Annotated in this window: 12 protein-coding genes; 6 read left to right on the top strand and 6 right to left on the bottom strand. The window is 49.1% G+C overall.

The window, feature by feature from the left end:
- Positions 1-474: 474 nt before the first annotated feature.
- A complete protein-coding gene (locus tag C5O19_RS06505; RefSeq protein WP_104710682.1) occupies positions 475-888 on the bottom strand; it encodes an OsmC family protein in 414 nt (137 codons plus the stop codon).
- 248 nt (positions 889-1,136) lie between these two features.
- Between C5O19_RS06505 and lipA the strand changes: the two genes are divergently transcribed.
- The 5 genes from lipA to C5O19_RS06480 all read left to right on the top strand — a co-directional run bounded on the left by lipA (position 1,137) and on the right by C5O19_RS06480 (position 8,071).
- Positions 1,137-2,039 (top strand): lipoyl synthase, encoded by a 903-nt coding sequence (gene lipA, locus C5O19_RS06500; RefSeq protein WP_102200632.1) that lies wholly within the window; start codon positions 1,137-1,139, stop codon positions 2,037-2,039.
- Positions 2,040-2,180: 141 nt separating this feature from the next.
- Positions 2,181-3,383, top strand: coding sequence for a lycopene cyclase family protein (locus C5O19_RS06495; RefSeq protein ID WP_243406337.1), 1,203 nt, complete (start codon positions 2,181-2,183; stop codon positions 3,381-3,383).
- A gap of 235 nt (positions 3,384-3,618) precedes the next feature.
- Positions 3,619-4,875: a methionine adenosyltransferase gene (metK, locus tag C5O19_RS06490; RefSeq protein ID WP_104713931.1), complete on the top strand. Its 1,257-nt coding sequence runs from the start codon at positions 3,619-3,621 to the stop codon at positions 4,873-4,875.
- A 163-nt stretch (positions 4,876-5,038) separates the two neighbouring features.
- Positions 5,039-5,803 (top strand): hypothetical protein, encoded by a 765-nt coding sequence (locus C5O19_RS06485; RefSeq protein WP_104710680.1) that lies wholly within the window; start codon positions 5,039-5,041, stop codon positions 5,801-5,803.
- A 72-nt stretch (positions 5,804-5,875) separates the two neighbouring features.
- On the top strand, positions 5,876-8,071 hold the full coding sequence (locus tag C5O19_RS06480) for a DUF2339 domain-containing protein (RefSeq protein ID WP_104710678.1): 2,196 nt from the start codon (positions 5,876-5,878) through the stop codon (positions 8,069-8,071).
- 68 nt (positions 8,072-8,139) lie between these two features.
- Here C5O19_RS06480 and C5O19_RS06475 read toward each other — a convergent pair whose 3' ends face one another.
- The 3 genes from C5O19_RS06475 to hpf all read right to left on the bottom strand — a co-directional run bounded on the left by C5O19_RS06475 (position 8,140) and on the right by hpf (position 12,640).
- Complete coding sequence (locus C5O19_RS06475) at positions 8,140-10,524, bottom strand: glycoside hydrolase family 3 N-terminal domain-containing protein (protein ID WP_104713928.1); 2,385 nt, start codon at positions 10,522-10,524, stop codon at positions 8,140-8,142.
- A gap of 247 nt (positions 10,525-10,771) precedes the next feature.
- Positions 10,772-12,154 carry an FAD-binding protein gene (locus C5O19_RS06470; protein WP_104710676.1) on the bottom strand — a complete coding sequence of 461 codons (1,383 nt, stop codon included), beginning with the start codon at positions 12,152-12,154 and terminating at the stop codon, positions 10,772-10,774.
- A gap of 126 nt (positions 12,155-12,280) precedes the next feature.
- Complete coding sequence (gene hpf / locus C5O19_RS06465; RefSeq protein WP_104710675.1) at positions 12,281-12,640, bottom strand: ribosome hibernation-promoting factor, HPF/YfiA family; 360 nt, start codon at positions 12,638-12,640, stop codon at positions 12,281-12,283.
- Between the two features lie 194 nt (positions 12,641-12,834).
- On the opposite strand from hpf, the gene C5O19_RS06460 reads away from it, so the two are divergent.
- Positions 12,835-13,920, top strand: coding sequence for a hypothetical protein (locus C5O19_RS06460; RefSeq protein ID WP_104710673.1), 1,086 nt, complete (start codon positions 12,835-12,837; stop codon positions 13,918-13,920).
- A gap of 245 nt (positions 13,921-14,165) precedes the next feature.
- Here C5O19_RS06460 and C5O19_RS06455 read toward each other — a convergent pair whose 3' ends face one another.
- Together C5O19_RS06455 and C5O19_RS06450 are read right to left on the bottom strand one after the other, a co-directional pair.
- On the bottom strand, positions 14,166-15,851 hold the full coding sequence (locus C5O19_RS06455) for a VRR-NUC domain-containing protein (RefSeq protein WP_104710671.1): 1,686 nt from the start codon (positions 15,849-15,851) through the stop codon (positions 14,166-14,168).
- A gap of 100 nt (positions 15,852-15,951) precedes the next feature.
- Positions 15,952-16,161, bottom strand: coding sequence for a cysteine-rich CWC family protein (locus C5O19_RS06450; RefSeq protein ID WP_104710669.1), 210 nt, complete (start codon positions 16,159-16,161; stop codon positions 15,952-15,954).
- Between the last annotated feature and the right edge of the window lie 33 nt (positions 16,162-16,194).

Below are 16,194 nucleotides of genomic sequence, written 5' to 3'. Positions count from 1 at the left end.
TAGTTTTTCCTACGCATGGTCAGACCTTGTGGAATCGTTTTAGAAAATACCTTCTAACCCAACACGGCTTACTGTAAACTTGAAACTGACAACTCAATAAGTCGCTAGCTCAAGTAAATCAGGAATGTTGAGAGGCTGTCTACGTCAGACAGCCTCTTTTGTTGATTCAACTCAGAAATTACTCCGTTTCGTTCACAGCCCCTCTCCCTCTGACTTCGAACCGTCTCAGGTCATCTACAACAACCAGCCTTCCAGGCTGCATTTAGATGACAAAACCGAAAGACCCGCTTCCATCCAGACCCGCCAACCCCGAAGGGGCTCAATGTCATTAGCCCCGTATGACATGCGGGGAATCGTCCAGCCCGGTAGGCACAGCCTACCAATTTTTGCCTCCGTAGCCAATGCTACCGACAACCCGTCTCGCTATCTTTACTAGGTTTTACCTAAAAAACTGGAAACTGGAAACTGGAAACTCTAAACCGAAAACTCAAAACTCACTGCCTGCTTCAAATCTGGGTGTAGACTTTCAGCTACTGGGCAGGTAAGAGCCGCGTTTTCCAGTTTCTTCCGGCGGGTTTCCGTGAGGGGTTGATTAGTTTTAATTTTCAGTTTTACTTCCAGTTGACCAATCCGTCGGGGACTTTCCGCCATACTTTTCGTTACTTCTACTTCTGTACCCGTAATGTCAATTCCATCGCGTTGGGCCACAATACCCATGATCGTAAGCATACACGATCCCAGAGCGGATGCTACCAGATCCGTGGGCGAAAACGCTTCTCCTTTCCCATGATTGTCTACGGGAGCGTCCGTTAAGATTTCAGAGCCTGACTTGAGGTGGACGCCCTGCGTGCGAAGCTGTCCTAAGTACGTAATTTTTGCAGTTGCCATAGATACTGAATTAAAACTTCAAAAGTAAACCTAAGAACTAAATCCGCTACAGGTACTCAAAGATTTACGAACAAAACATCCGTAAAAAAGTATTTCTTTTCCGAAAAGCCCCCGCTCTCATCCATCAACCGTGTTTGCCCTAAAATCCGTATTCAAGGCAACTTTTTCTACGCATTCCCGGTTAGCTCATTACCTTTGTATTTACGTTGATAAACCCATTGTTTGTCAAATCAGCAATTGATATTGGGATGATCGAGCTACCCGTTATTACGAAAACTGAACCGGCTGGTTTAAACAGACCGGGTTCTTCTACCCGTAAACCCGAATGGTTGCGAGTAAAACTCCCGACGGGTCCGGAATACCGCAATGTGCGGCAGGTGGTGGATGAATACAAACTTCACACCATTTGTCAGTCAGGCAATTGTCCCAACATGGGCGAATGCTGGGGAGCGGGTACGGCCACGTTCATGATTTTAGGCAATGTCTGCACGCGTTCCTGTACCTTCTGTGCCGTAGCGACGGGCCGTCCGAACGAATATGACGCCGACGAACCCCGACGCGTGGCTGAGGCCATTAAAATCATGGGTGTGAAACACGCCGTGATTACGTCCGTCAACCGTGACGAACTGAAAGACCGGGGAGCAGAAATCTGGTATGATACGGTTCGTCTGACGAAAGAATTGAGTCCGAGTACGACGATTGAAACCCTGATTCCGGATACGAAAGGAAACTGGCCCGCTCTGGAACGCATGATTTCAGCCGGTCAGGAAGTGGTTTCACACAATATGGAAACCGTGGAGCGGTTATACCGTCCCGTCCGTCCGCAGGCTAAATACAGCCGCAGTCTGGAGCAGATTCAGCGTACGAAAGCGTTTGGTAAGCGTACCAAGACTGGCATTATGCTGGGCCTGGGCGAAACGCAGGAAGAAGTTTTCAAAGCGATGGATGATCTGGTCGAAAACGGCCTGGATATTCTGACGCTGGGTCAGTACCTGCAACCGACCAAAATGCACCACGAAGTCATCGAATGGATTCACCCCGATACCTTCGCGATGTACAAGGAAGAAGGCGAAAAACGCGGTATTAAGTACGTAGAAGCAGGACCGCTGGTTCGTTCCAGCTACCACGCCGAACGTCACGTGCACGTATAGGTGCTTGATGAACCACTCAAGTAGTACCTTTGGCAGCCTTGCTTGTAATAAGCGAGGCTGTTTGCATTTCAGGCATCTAGTGCTCGTAAAACAAGTCCCCTTGATTTTGGGTTGTATCCTTACAATTTCCCCTGATTTGCCTTGAAGTACGACATCATCATTACGGGCGGAGGGATGGCAGGACTAAGTCTGGCCTATTACCTCAATCACAGCACCTTACGTCATAAGCAGATTCTGATTATTGACCGGGAACCCAAAACCCGTAACGACCGCACCTGGGCCTTCTGGCAAGCGGGTGAAGGAGCGTTTGAATCCATTCTGTATCGGCACTGGAATAAGCTTTGGTTTCACGGAACGGAGGGTTTTTCCCGACAATTAGATCTCGGCCAGCACCAGTACAAGCTCCTTCGCGGTAAGGATTTTTACGCTTCGATCCGGGCTGACCTTTCCCGTAATCCCAACATTCAGTATTTGTTCGCGGATCTACATTCGGTGGAAACTTCCGCGGGTTCGGCTTTGGTTCAAACTTCGAAAGGCGAGTATCGGGCTCAGTGGTGCTTCGACAGTACCGTTCCCATGCAGGCCATTCGAACGCTGACAGCAGAGCCTGCTTCGCTCCCGGCCCCTCGCTGGCAGGAACTACTACAGCATTTCAAAGGCTGGGTCATTCGTACCGAAAAACCGGTATTCGATCCCGAAATGCCGATCATGATGGACTTCCGGATTGAACAGAAAAACGAATGTCGGTTTGTATATGTCATGCCTTTTTCCGCGACGGAAGCTCTCGTTGAGTTCACGCTCTTCACGCCAACTCTATTGACATCAGCCGAATACGACGAAGCGTTGCGAGCCTATCTGAAGGATTTTTTTAGTCTGGAAACCTACGAGATTACCGAAGAGGAAACGGGCATTATTCCCATGAGTGACGAGCCGATGTCCGAACAGCCTTCGCCGCACGTTATACGGATTGGGACCGCCGGAGGATACACCCGGGCCAGTACGGGTTACACGTTTACGCGTACGCAAAAGCGACTGCAGGCGTTGGTGCGTCAATTGGAAAAGAACTTCTTGCAATCTCCGGTTACCAACCAACCCATCTCGGCTCAGTATCGCTTTTATGATCAGGTACTTCTAAATGTATTCCTGAAAAATCGGTATTCTGCGGCAACGGTTTTTACGGATTTGTTCCGGAAGAACCCCGCTCACCTGATTTTTCGCTTTCTGGATGAGGAAACTTCGCTTCGGGAAGACCTGGGCGTTCTGTATTCAGTACCCGTCATTCCCTTTACCGTGGCTGCTTTTGACGTTTTTAAGAGAAATATCTCGGAAATGTTCAAACGGTAAGCCTTCATATTTGGTGAATTTCCGCTGAATGTACAATTTTGCAAAAGTATCCAGAGGCTCCAGTTAGGGCACCAACCGAGTCTAGAACGCTACGGTGGTTTGACGATACGGACTTTGTTGCTAGTAATCAGCTATTTCAGCAACAGTCAAAAACGTTCAATTCCTTCCTTTGGCCGAGGACTACGAAAAGTTTACATGGATTCGTAACTCCCAAAATCATTCTAATTTACAGAACATGCCTTATTTGTTCACTTCTGAGTCTGTATCTGAAGGACACCCCGATAAAGTGGCAGACCAAATTTCAGATGCCCTCATTGATCATTTTTTAGCCTTCGACCCCCAATCCAAAGTAGCTTGTGAAACGCTGGTAACGACGGGCCAGGTTATTCTGGCGGGTGAAGTGAAGTCTTCGACGTACCTCGACGTACAGAGCATTGCTCGTGACGTGATTCGCAAGATTGGGTACACGAAGTCGGAATACATGTTCGAAGCTCATTCCTGCGGTGTTCTTTCGGCCATTCACGAACAGTCTGCGGATATCAATCAGGGCGTGGATCGCTCCAGCCCCGAAGAACAGGGTGCCGGTGATCAGGGTATGATGTTTGGTTACGCGACCCGCGAAACGGACAACTATATGCCCTTAGCTCTGGACTTAGCTCACAAGATTCTCAAAACGATGAGCGACATCCGGAACAACGAACTTTCGCTGATGCCGTACCTTCGTCCCGATGCCAAATCGCAGGTGACGATTGAGTACAGCGATGATAACGTTCCCCAACGGATCGATACGATTGTCGTTTCTACTCAGCACGACGATTTCGCGGACGATGAAACCATGCTTGCCAAAATTCGCGAGGATGTTGTAGCCATTGTTATCCCCCGCGTAAAGGCCAGCCTGAAACCTGAATTACGTGGTTTATTTGAGGGCGAAATTACGTATCACATCAACCCGACGGGCAAATTCGTCATCGGTGGTCCCCACGGGGATACAGGTCTGACGGGCCGTAAGATCATCGTCGATACCTACGGTGGTAAAGGTGCCCACGGCGGTGGAGCGTTCTCGGGTAAAGATCCCTCGAAAGTAGACCGTTCAGCAGCTTACGCGACGCGTCACATTGCCAAAAACCTGGTCGCAGCGGGTGTAGCGGATGAAGTACTCGTTCAGGTATCCTATGCCATTGGTGTAGCTGAGCCCTGCGGTATCTACGTAAACACCTACGGAACCTCGAAAGTGGGACTGTCCGACGGTGACATCGCTTTGAAAGTAGAGAAGATTTTCGATATGCGTCCGTACTTCATCGAGCAACGTCTGAAACTACGTAACCCGATCTATTCCGAAACGGCGGCCTACGGCCACATGGGACGGGAATCGAAAGTAGTGACGAAGACGTTCAAATCACCCGATGGAGCTACGAAAGAACTCGAAGTTGAGCTCTTCACCTGGGAAAAACTCGACTACGTAGAGAAAGTAAAAGCTGAATTCGGTCTGTAATTTGAGACTGAAAACAGAAAAAGACCTGAGCTGGAAACGGTTCAGGTCTTTTTTGTTGGGAAGAAATCGGCAGTAATAGTCTACAATCTTACTGAATACAGTATACTTGTTGTTTCAGTTACTCTTCTTTTCCAAACTTTTCTCTTCCTCAGTTAAAACCTGTATGAAACACTTGCTTAGTACCTTTCTGCTCTGCTTGGTGGCCTGTTACGGATTTGCTCAATCGACCAAAGTAGTGGTCCGAGCCCGGGCCAAAGACGCTAAATTTATTGGTACGGGCATTGGCGGAGCCTACGTCGTTATTCGCCATGATCTGACGGGTGAAATTCTGGCCCAGGGCTTGACAACGGGTACTTCGGGCAATACCGACCTGATGCTAAAAACGCCTCATCAGCGGTACGACCGCCTGACGGATGACCAGACCGCCCGCTTTGAAGCAAACCTCAAACTCGATGCCCCCACGTTTGTAACCATTGAAGCCACGGCACCCATCAACCGGAAAAGTGCTGCGGTTAAAGCCAGTACGCAACTCTGGCTCATTCCCGGGAAAGCCATTGACGGTGAAGGAATCATCCTAGAAATCCCCGGTTTTATGCTCGATATTCTTGAACCACAAACGCATCAGGTTTTGAGTCTCAATGCATTGAAGGATAGTCAGATTAAACTGAAAATCAATCTGGTGATGATGTGCGGTTGCGTCATTACGAAAGGCGGGGTCTGGAATTCCGAGCAGATTGAAGTAAAAGCCTTTGTGAAAAAAGATGGCGTAGCTCGGGGTGAAGTGCCTTTGAATTTTGCCGGGATGGATAATATTTTTGAGGGCAGCCTGCCCATTAAGGAAAAGGGCATGTATGAAGTACAGATTTATGCGTATGATCGCATTACCAAAAATACGGGTCTGGATCGGATGAATTTTGTCATCCAATAAGTTCGTAGTTTTTAAACCTATGGATGACGCTTACCGTACGTATATTCAACCCACCTTACGTACCCTTCAATAATGAATGAAAAAAACAGAATCGACGCTCTGGAAGCCGAAGTACAACGACTTTCCGGCCAGCTAACGATCTATCAGCAACACCTCCGTCAGATCGAGCGGGAACTGCTCCTGCTTCGACGCGGCGAAGAAACAGCCTCTATACCCTCAACACCCCCCGTACCTCCCGTTGCCATACCTCCGCGTCCGATCTCCGTACCACCACCACCGGTAGCGGCTCCCCGCCCCGTTACGCGTTCGCAAACGCCCACGGAAGAGTATATCGGAGGTAACCTCCTGAGTAAAATAGGCATTGCGGCTCTGGTAATCGGCATGGCTATTTTCGTAAAATACGCCTTCGACAATGATCTGATTGGTCCCTGGGGCCGTTTGCTGCTGGGTTGGGGACTGGGAGCGGGTTTAACGGGACTGGCCCTGTGGCTGAAGCCCAAGTATCTGACCTACAGTGCCGTACTCCTGAGTGGCGGCGTTGCTACAGCGTATCTAACTACCTATGCGGCGTTTTACTTTTACCATTTTCTGCCGCCGCCCGTCGCTTTTGGGCTAATGGTGGCGATCACGCTCTTTACCGTCTGGCAGGCCACGCAGTACGAAGTTCAGTGGATTGGACTTTTCGGACTCGTGGGAGCGTATGCGGTGCCCTTCCTCGTTGGCGGAAACGGAGCTGCCTGGGGCCTGTTTGTGTACATGACGATTCTGAACACCGGCGTACTGGCTCTGGCCTACCAACGCAACTGGCTGTTGATGAACACGGCAGCGTTCAGTTTTACCTGGCTCATCTTCATCGCCTTTATCATCAACGGATTCGACCGGCCCGGTTACGTCTGGATCAGTCTGGTATTCGGAGCTGTTTTCTTTTTACAACTCTACGCCAATCAACTGATTTACCCCTTGTTCCAGAAGGAGTACGTGAACAACCGTACTATTCTGCTAATGATTCTGAATTCCTTTTTTTACTTTTTCCCGACATACTTTATCCTTAATGAGCACCACTATCCTACCCTGACCATCACGGCGTTTACGTTAGCCAACAGCCTAGTACACGGAGGAATTGCGTGGTATATGCATCAGCGAAATTTTGCCGTACTCTCCCGCACCTCGCTGGCCTTAATGCTGGTGTTTCTGATCGTTGCCGTACCGATTCAATTGGAAGGCGACTGGATTACGATCCTTTGGGCAGCGGGGGCAGCAGCTTTGTATTACCTGGGCGTCAATCGGTCTTCGCGGTTATTGCGGGTGTTTGGAATCGCCCTGATTTATCTGGCGGCGGGTTCCGTCTTCGTTTACTGGTACGATCCTGTAATCCAGTCACCCAACTATCTGCCCTATTTCAACCGGACTTTCCTGACTAATTTTCTGTACCTGGCAGCCCTGGTCTTCATGCTTTTTCAATCGTATCGCAACGACCGGACGGGTCTTTTCCCCAATAGCTTGCTGATTCTGCTGCTGGGAACAGCCTACTTTATTGGCTGGGTTGAATGGGAACGGTATTTCAATATCCAGGTAAACCGCTACGCTCCGCTTATTGAGAAAGTGGTATTTATGAGTTACTCGGCTCTGTATCTGGGGCTGGTTCACTGGGGTTTGTCCCGACGTTCCCTGGGGATTTGGAAAGCGTTTAGTCTGGGACTTTCGGGATTACTATTTCTGTACATCGTTGCTGAGCATCCCATTTTGGACCTGGTCAATCAGTACCTCAAAGTCCCCGCTACACCGCTGTTTCTGCGTTTTCTGCTGTACGTATCACTGGCCGTGTGGACCTGGGGTCTGTACCGAATGATTCCCGAGTATACGCCCGGCTGGAAAAAGATCCGCAACGGTTTTCTGTACGTCATCCATGTCATTCCTTTATGGATTCTGAGTCAGGAATTGATGACGCATCTGATTCTGCTTGATCCCCTGCACGCTGAGGAACAACGCCTGCAGGCCACTCAGGCCGGATTTAGCGTTCTTTGGGGCGTCTATTCGCTGGTACTGATTGTACTGGGTTTCACTCAAAAAGTAAAACGATACCGATTATCCGGCATCGCTCTCTTTGGAATCGTACTCGGGAAACTGCTCATTTTTGACCTGAGTCGCGTGCCTACGGGCGGGAAAATCATCATTTTCCTGAGCGTTGGGGTCTTGTTGCTGGTTACGTCTTTCCTTTATCAGAAGTACAAGGATAAATTATTGGAAGACGATCAGCCCGTTCAGTAAGCTAGTCCGAAAACAAAAGATCCCGAAAGTCGTACGACTTTCGGGATCTTTTGTTTTCGTTAGTAGTATTACGGTTTTACGGCAATATCCTGCGTTAACTGAAATTCTTCTTTCAACCGAATGTCCTCCGAAGACGCTCCTACCTGAGCCGTGAATTTTCCTTTTTCGGCGACCCATTGCATCTGCTGATTGAGTAACATCAGGTCTTTGGCGTGCAGCTCGAATGTCAGCGTTTTTTCTTCACCCGCTTTCAGATGAATTCGCTCGAATTTTTTCAGCTGCTTGATTGGTCCTACGACTGACGCCACCTGATCCGTTACGTATAACTGAGCGACCTCGTCGCCATCGCGATTGCTGGTGTTTTTCACCCGAAACGAAACCTTCACCGTTACGTCTCTCGAAGCGGGGGCTACTGCAATCGTCAAGCTGCTGTATTCAAATGAAGAATAGCTAAGACCATACCCAAAAGGATACAGGGGTTTGGCGTCGCTTTCCACGTAGTCGTGTTTGACGGGCGTTTTGTAGTTGTAATACACGGGTAATTGTCCAACCGATTTAGGCACGGAAATCGGCAGGCGTCCCGCTGGATTGTAATCGCCGAAGAGTACGTCGGCAATGGCGTTGCCCCCTTCCTGACCGGGATACCAGGCGTCGAGTACGGCGGGCACGTGAGCCGATACGTAATTCAGATTCAGCGGACGACCCTTGATCAGTACCACTACGACGGGTTTGCCCGTTTTTAATACGGCTTCCAGCAATTGTAACTGACGGCCCATCAAGTCCAGACTGGCCCGGTCGTAACCCTCACCACTTTCCATATCGCTGATCGATACTTCCGAAGCCTTTACGTGAGCGGCTCCCGTATTCTGGTATTCCGTTTTGAAATCACGGGCACTCGATCCGCCGATGACGACAACGGCCACTTCCGACTGACGAGCCGCTTCGACAGCTTCGGCAATCTGGGCCGAAGAAGTATCGCGAATGCTACATCCTTTGGCGTATCGAATCTGTGTGCCGGAACCGAGTTTGTTCTGAAGACCTTTGAGTACCGTTACTACAGCTCCGTCGGCTTGCGGAGCCGTATAATCGCCGAGCTGATTGTAAACGTTGTCGGCATTCGGCCCAATGACGGCCATACGCTTTAAAGACTTTTTTAGCGGTAAGAGCTGATTCTCATTTTTCAGCAAAACGATTGCCTGCTGAGCCACCTGACGGGCCAAATGAATATGTTCGGCACTACGCACACCCGATGTTTTCTCCGGCTGAACGTAGGGATTTTCGAATAATCCCATCTCGAATTTCAGCCGCAGCACGTGGCTCACCGCAGTATCCAGTACGGCCTTACTTACTTTTCCTTCCTTCAGAGCCTGCAACAGCGATTTATCGAAGCCCGTACCACTTAAATCAGCATCCAGACCCGCGTTGATTGCCAAAGCCGCCGCTTCCACCCGATTCGCCGCAATGTGGTGATTGGCTACCAGTCCCTGAATACTATTCAGATCCGATACGGAAAACCCTTTAAAACCCCACTGCTGCCGCAGGATAGTCTTAAGTAAAACCGGATTCGCCGTACAGGGAATGCCGTCAATGGAGTTATAGGCCGTCATGATCGAGAGGGCACCGGCCTGTACCGCGTCGCGGAAGGGCGGCAGATAGACCTGATGTAATTCCCGAACGCCCGGAGCAACGCTACCACCGTTATGTCCACCCTCGGGTACACCGTAGGCCGCAAAGTGTTTCAGCGTGGAGATGATGTTAGCTCCGCTTTTCAGATTGGTTCCCTGAAAACCTTTGACCATCGCCCGACCCATCTGTCCATTCAGTACTGGATCTTCACCGTAGGTTTCCTCCACGCGGGACCAGCGGGGTTCGCGGGCCAGATCCAGCACCGGACCGTATCCCACGTGAGCCCCCTGCAAACGGGCTTCTTTAGCAATCGCCGAAGCCATTTGTTGGATCAAGGCCGGATTCCAGGTACTACCCTGCCCGAGAGCCGTCGGAAATACCGTCGTTCCAATCGCCATATGACCGTGGGGACATTCTTCCGAGAGTAAAAGCGGAATGCCCAGTCGCGTATGTTCGATGACGTACTTCTGTAAGGCATTGGTCGCCTCGGCGGCCTGCTGGGGGTTGAGACCCGTCGTTAGGGTTTTCTGCGTCCAGGGATCGGCCCGTAAGGTGGCCCAGAGCAAACCAATATGCTGTTCAGCAACGGCTTTTATGAACTGCTCGCTCACCTGTACTTCATTGCCTTTCTTTTCGTACATGAACCAGCCCAGTGGCGTGGCTAGTTGCCCGACTTTTTCTTCGGGCGTCATGCGTTGGAGTAAGTCCTGCACCCGGCGATGCGTAGGCAGAGCGGAATTTTTATAAAGGGGCTTGGGATCAATGCTAGCCGTCAGCGAAACCAGTGCGAAACAGGCACCGGCGAGTAAAAGAGGGGTACGTACCATGCGTTTCATTCCCGAATGTTACGCATAATTTGGTGAATCTGGCCTTGGTCCGAAGTTAATTTGTAAAATTTTTTAATATATACAGTATCTGAAAGGTTATTCTCGCTTTGGAAGGATCAACTACTAGTTTATGGTTTTTCAATCGGATTATGGCCTCTATAAATTTTCCCGAAAGCTCTAGTACTTTCGGGAAAAGCTAATGCATCAAAGGATGTACAGACCTGGTTAACGTGACCCGACTTTCCCTTTAAACACCGTATAAATTTTTCTCCAAAAATTCATTCTGAAACTTCCCCTGCGGATCGTACTGCTTGATCAGGTTCTTGAAATCAGGCAGTTTCTTGTAAAGCGACTGTAACCGCATGGGTGACATCGTAAACAGCTTGGCCCAGTGCGGCCGAGCCTGGAAGGGAGCCAGTTTTTCTTCAATAATGGGTAGCACTTTACTGACGGCGGGCCAGTCCTGTTTCCAAGTAAAGTGCAGGGCAACGCTATCCTGCTCATAACAGGGACTCATCCAGAACGAATCGGCAGCGATAGTGCGTACTTCTGAAATCAGCAGGTGTGGCGTAATGAGATCTGCTAGCTGGAACATTGCCTGAATAGCCTGGATTCCTTTTTCCCGGGGAACAAAAAACTCCGACTGCAGCTCTTCGCCGCTGCTGGGCGTAAAGTTCATTTTGAAGTGCGGCAGTCGCTCGTGCCAGGGACCCGGTACGCCCTGCTGCTCGGTACAGTGCTCGGCGGAAATCGCTTCGATGGGATGCAGGTTTTTCGTAGCCAGGGTAGATCCAAAAAGCGTATCCGGGATTTTCATCATCATTCCCTTTTCGACCCGCCGCTTAATCCAAATCTGATTGATATTCTGGTTGGCCCAATTGGTGAACAAACTCACACTATACCCAGCGGACATAACCTCTTCAAAATGCTCTTTCAACTGAGCAAGTGGCATATTCCGGTATACATCCTGTCGAACCAAAAACGTGGGTTGTATCTGTAGGGTCAGTTTGGTAACCACGCCCAATGCTCCCAGCCCTACTACGGCTCCGTAAAACGTTTCTTTATCTTTTTCAGCCGATAATTGCACGGTTTCTCCCGCGGCAGTTAGCAGTTCCAGAGCAACTACTTCCGTGGAAAGATTCCCATTTTTTACACCCGATCCGTGGGTAGCCGTCGCACAGGCTCCGGCCACGGAAATATGCGGCAAGGAAGCCAAGTTATGCAGAGCGTAGCCTTCCTTGTGGAGGTATTCCGCCAGTTCGCCGTACCGTATTCCCGCCTCTACGGTCACTGTACGGGCTTCTTTATCGAGCGAAATTACCTTATCCAGCTCTCTGAGTGAAACGATATGTTCTGTACTATCCGCAATACGGTTGAACGAATGCCGCGTTCCTAAGGCTCTCAAGTGTTTCATTTCCTTTACTAGCTCCTTAAGTTGCTCAGTTGATTTTGGATATTGAAAATCCTGAGTGCTATACTCGAAATTACGAGCCCAATTAAACTCTTTGGTACTCAGCAACTCCTTGGCGGCGTTACGGGTGTTTTTGCTTTCTTTACAACTGCTCATGGGAGGTAAAAGGCTACCCGTTAGGACAACGGAAGAGAGTTTTAAGAAGGTACGTTTTTTCATGGGGTAGAGGGTTTAGTTACATCAGTCTTCAAGTAAGGAAATGACTTTAGAAAAATCAATACTACCCCAAGTAAAAGAGGTCGTTCTTGTTTAGAACGACCTCTTTTCAATAGTTAGCGAGAAGGTTTACAATAAGTCGCTGTCTTCCTCTTCGGTAATCAGCTCAGCGGCTTTTGGAGCATTTTTAGCTTTTACTTTTTCTTTATATTTCTTGACCTGCGTCTTCGCAATGTCTAGTACGCGATCCGTCGCTTCTTCGAAGGTAGTACCGGTTTCTCGCACGAAAATCGAGTCACCGGGTACATAGACCTTAATTTCCACAATTTTATTTTGAACCTTGCTCGACTCGCCTTTATCCAGCATCAGGTATACATCCGCACTCGTAATCCGATCATAAAACTGATCGAGTTTGTTGAATTTGGCTTGCACGAAGTCGAGCAGTTTGCTATCTGCATCGAAATGGACTGTTTGCACTTGCAGTTTCATACGCACACTCGTTTTTAGGTTTGACCATAGTCGCTACCGTAAAAAAACCATTCTATCTATTCCTAAATTTTGGATAGAAAGTCCGTTAGCAAGGGTGAACCTAGTCAGGTCTGACCATAAAGTCAAGGATAAAGTGAAGAAATTTCCCCGCACTTTTCTATTCCTTTTTGCGTTAAAAAAGAGCATAGAAACCCATGAACTTGATACATAGACGCTTTTTTAGCAGATACCTACTCATTTGGATCGGCTTCTTAGTTACGCCAACCGTATGGGCTCAACGAACACTCGGACTTCGGCCCGAATCGATTCCTCAATTACCCAATCTGTATACGTTACAGGACATTGTTGACGAACGCCCCAATCAATCAGGCCTGGGTACCGTAGTTCTTTCCTCGGGTCAGACGACCCGCTTACAATTTGCGGCGAGCGTTCCGGCTACGTTACGTCAGTTGCTCCGACAGCCGCCCCGGAATGAGCGGGATTATCCCGTACGCGTGCGAGTCAAGCAATTATGGTTTGACGAAAAACCTTCCAGTCGGCTCATACGAGGGACCTTTCGGGTACAGTTGGTCTTTGAGCGGGAAGTTGAGGATCGCTACATTACGCTGACCGAGTGCCAGGCTGGAGCGGATTACAGTCGTTCGCCCGGTATGGAGGGTAATTATGAAATTCAGCTTCGTCAAACGCTCGAACGCTGCTTTCGGGAGTTTGGAAACTGGGTAAAAACCAATGAACAAAAAACCGAGAAGTTAGCCCGCCGGGTACAGATTCGTTTCAAGGAATACGTACCCAAGGGGCGTTTAGCCGATACCGTTTTCTATGATCCGGCCCGTAAGCTGACCTGGAATGATTTTCGCGGCCCTATCAGGCGGGTGAATCCGCGTACGGGAGCTATGATTTATACCAGCTTCGGCTACGAGGCGATGACGCACGTAGACAAAGGGACCGTGTACATTGACATGACGGTCAAGGCCTTTATGCTACAAAATTCTTCCTGGACTTCGGAACCAGCTAGCAATGCCTACGCCCTGGCCCACGAACAATTGCACTTCGACATTACCCATTTAATTACGGAACGTTTCAAGAAAGCGTTACTGGCGGAGGAATTGCCGCTGGAAGATTACGATAGTCGCATTCAATACATTTTTCTGGAATCATTCCGGGAAATGAATCGCTATCAGGAGCAGTACGACGCCGAAACCCGGCACAGTATCAATCAACCCGAACAGGCCCGCTGGGCTGAAAAGGTGACGCGGGAGATTCGGGAATTGCGGCGGTAAGGTAACTCGTTGATAGTTGATAGTTGATAGTTGATAGTTTTACGAATTATATTTCTTTTCAACCAATTAACTTTCTTCTTTTCAGTTGATTATATATCAGCTCGTACCCTGGGCGTGTTCCATGGGTGGTACCCATGGCTAATTACATGAAACCCCTTCGCGGTTAGAGCCTACCAACCGCGAAGGGGTTCAGTGTCAGTAGCCCCGTATGTAATGTCAGGTACACGATTGAAACCCTACAACGCTTACGCCACACTTCCCCATACCACCCGTAATACCTTCGAACGCAGACCAATGGTTTCGAAAAAGCGTAACCAGTACAGCTGTTGCGGAGAAAGGTGATCGGTGGGGGATTTTACCTCGATAAAATCGTAGCCGTTTTCGTCCCATACAAATAAATCGGGGAAGCCTCGGGTATGTTCGCGTACATTCGTTGCCATTTCGATTAGTAATCGCTGTAACAAATGAGCAGGAATCTTCTCAATAGCTGCCCGAATCAGGTTCAATAATTCAGGAAACCAGACGACCAAGGGATTGACGATTCCGTACTTCTCCTCGAACATACCTTCCAGGAACGTCAGCGTATCGGCGGTATTTTCGAGCAATTCTAGCCGTTCTACTAAAGCTGGACGACGCTTTTCAAAAAACGTAGGCTTGTAAATATCTGAAGGTGACCGTTGCAACGGATGGTGAATGGCGGAACTGCCCGCATCGAAAATGATGTCCCAGAACAGCAGTCCGAAAAGTCCATCAAACAGAAAATTTTCCGTATGGACAGCGTGTTTGCCCTGTTGGCGGAAGTGTTCGGCTACCCCCTCTTCCACCCGATACCGCCAGGTCAGGTCAATGGTTACACTCTCGGATTTGAGTAGCCATTCCGTTGTCGACTTTCGGGCTCTTTTCTTCTGACCCTGGGCCGCCTGCTGATTCTGAAAATCGATGGCAAAAAACTGTTCTTCGGCATTATACGGATTGACCATTATTTCTTCGACCAGAGCCGTAGCGGCTTCTGTATCCTTCAGCTTTAGAAGTAATCGGACCTGCCGTTCGCGGGAAGGCGGTACGTTTGTCAGCCGAAAGAGCACCAGTGCTTCTTCCAACTTTTTCTGCCGCTCCATATACCCGGCCAGCTTCAGAATTAGTCGATCGAGGGAGGGCTGGGCAATTTCTGCCAGCGGTGTATGGTTTTCATACCAGTCAAGAAACCAGTTATTAATGGCCAGCGGATCGGTTTCGGCAGCTTTCATCAACTGAAAATCTTCCGCCGCCAGCGATACTTTCAGGCGGTCTTCAACTTCCTGCCGAGTGGTGAAGTGCGGTACAAACCGGTCCTCATCAAAACGTTCGAAACGAAGATGTCCCAGATCCCGTACCACAAACTCACTCATATCGGCGTGTCGATTACCGAAAAAGAGGAACTTGAAAAGCATAGTCTGGGCTTCGTAATTGACCTTAACGACGGGCTCGCTCGCTCCGATCAGTACGCTTAAGTCATCGAAAGGAGCGGATTCCAGTAGCCAGTCGCTAAGTTCTTCCTTCTTTAAACTGGCTTTGCCTTTGGTATCCAGCGTCAGTTGTTTAGCAAAACTGAGGACTTCCGTTTTGTTGAAAATGTCGAGTACCTCCCCCGCCCGATTTTGATGGTACGCTGACAGCGGAGCCACAAACCCCTTGCTTTCCAGCTCGAGCAGGGCTTCGCCCCAGTATTCAATTTCCGGATAATTAAGCTTACGAACGCGGAAGAAAGCTACCCTTCGGTTGGTAAACCGAATAAACAGACACTGAGCATCTTCGCTGAGATGATCAAAGTCGTGCAGAAACTCCCGTTCGTCATCGGTAAGCAATTCCAGGTAAAAACGGCGAACGAATTCAATTAAATAGCGAAAGTACTCAAGGTAATATTTAGGAGGCAGTTCCAGGCGTTCGGACATAGCAAGAGCTTCGTGGCTTAGAACTAGGATAATGCTTTTTATGAGGAAAAAGTTTGATTTTCAGCCTGTGGATTGATTGGATCTAACATTATTGAAACGATCACTCCCCCTGCGTTTCCTGCCGCAATTCCTCCAGACAGTGCATGCACAGGCAGCTTCCGTCATACTCCATCACCGAAATGTCACGAATGTATTGCATTTCATTTGGCGTCAGGGCTACGTTCATGCAATCACATTTCAGACTGGCGTTGAGTTTGCAGGTGAACAACCGTCCACAACGCGGGCAACCTTCGATGGCGTGTTTAGACATAAGAAGTTGGTAGTTTTCGGTTTACCGTTTTCA

Origin of the sequence: Siphonobacter curvatus (genome assembly GCF_002943425.1) — a bacterium.
GTDB classification, from domain to species: Bacteria; Bacteroidota; Bacteroidia; order Cytophagales; family Spirosomataceae; genus Siphonobacter; species Siphonobacter curvatus.
This window is presented reverse-complemented; position numbering and strand designations above follow the sequence as displayed.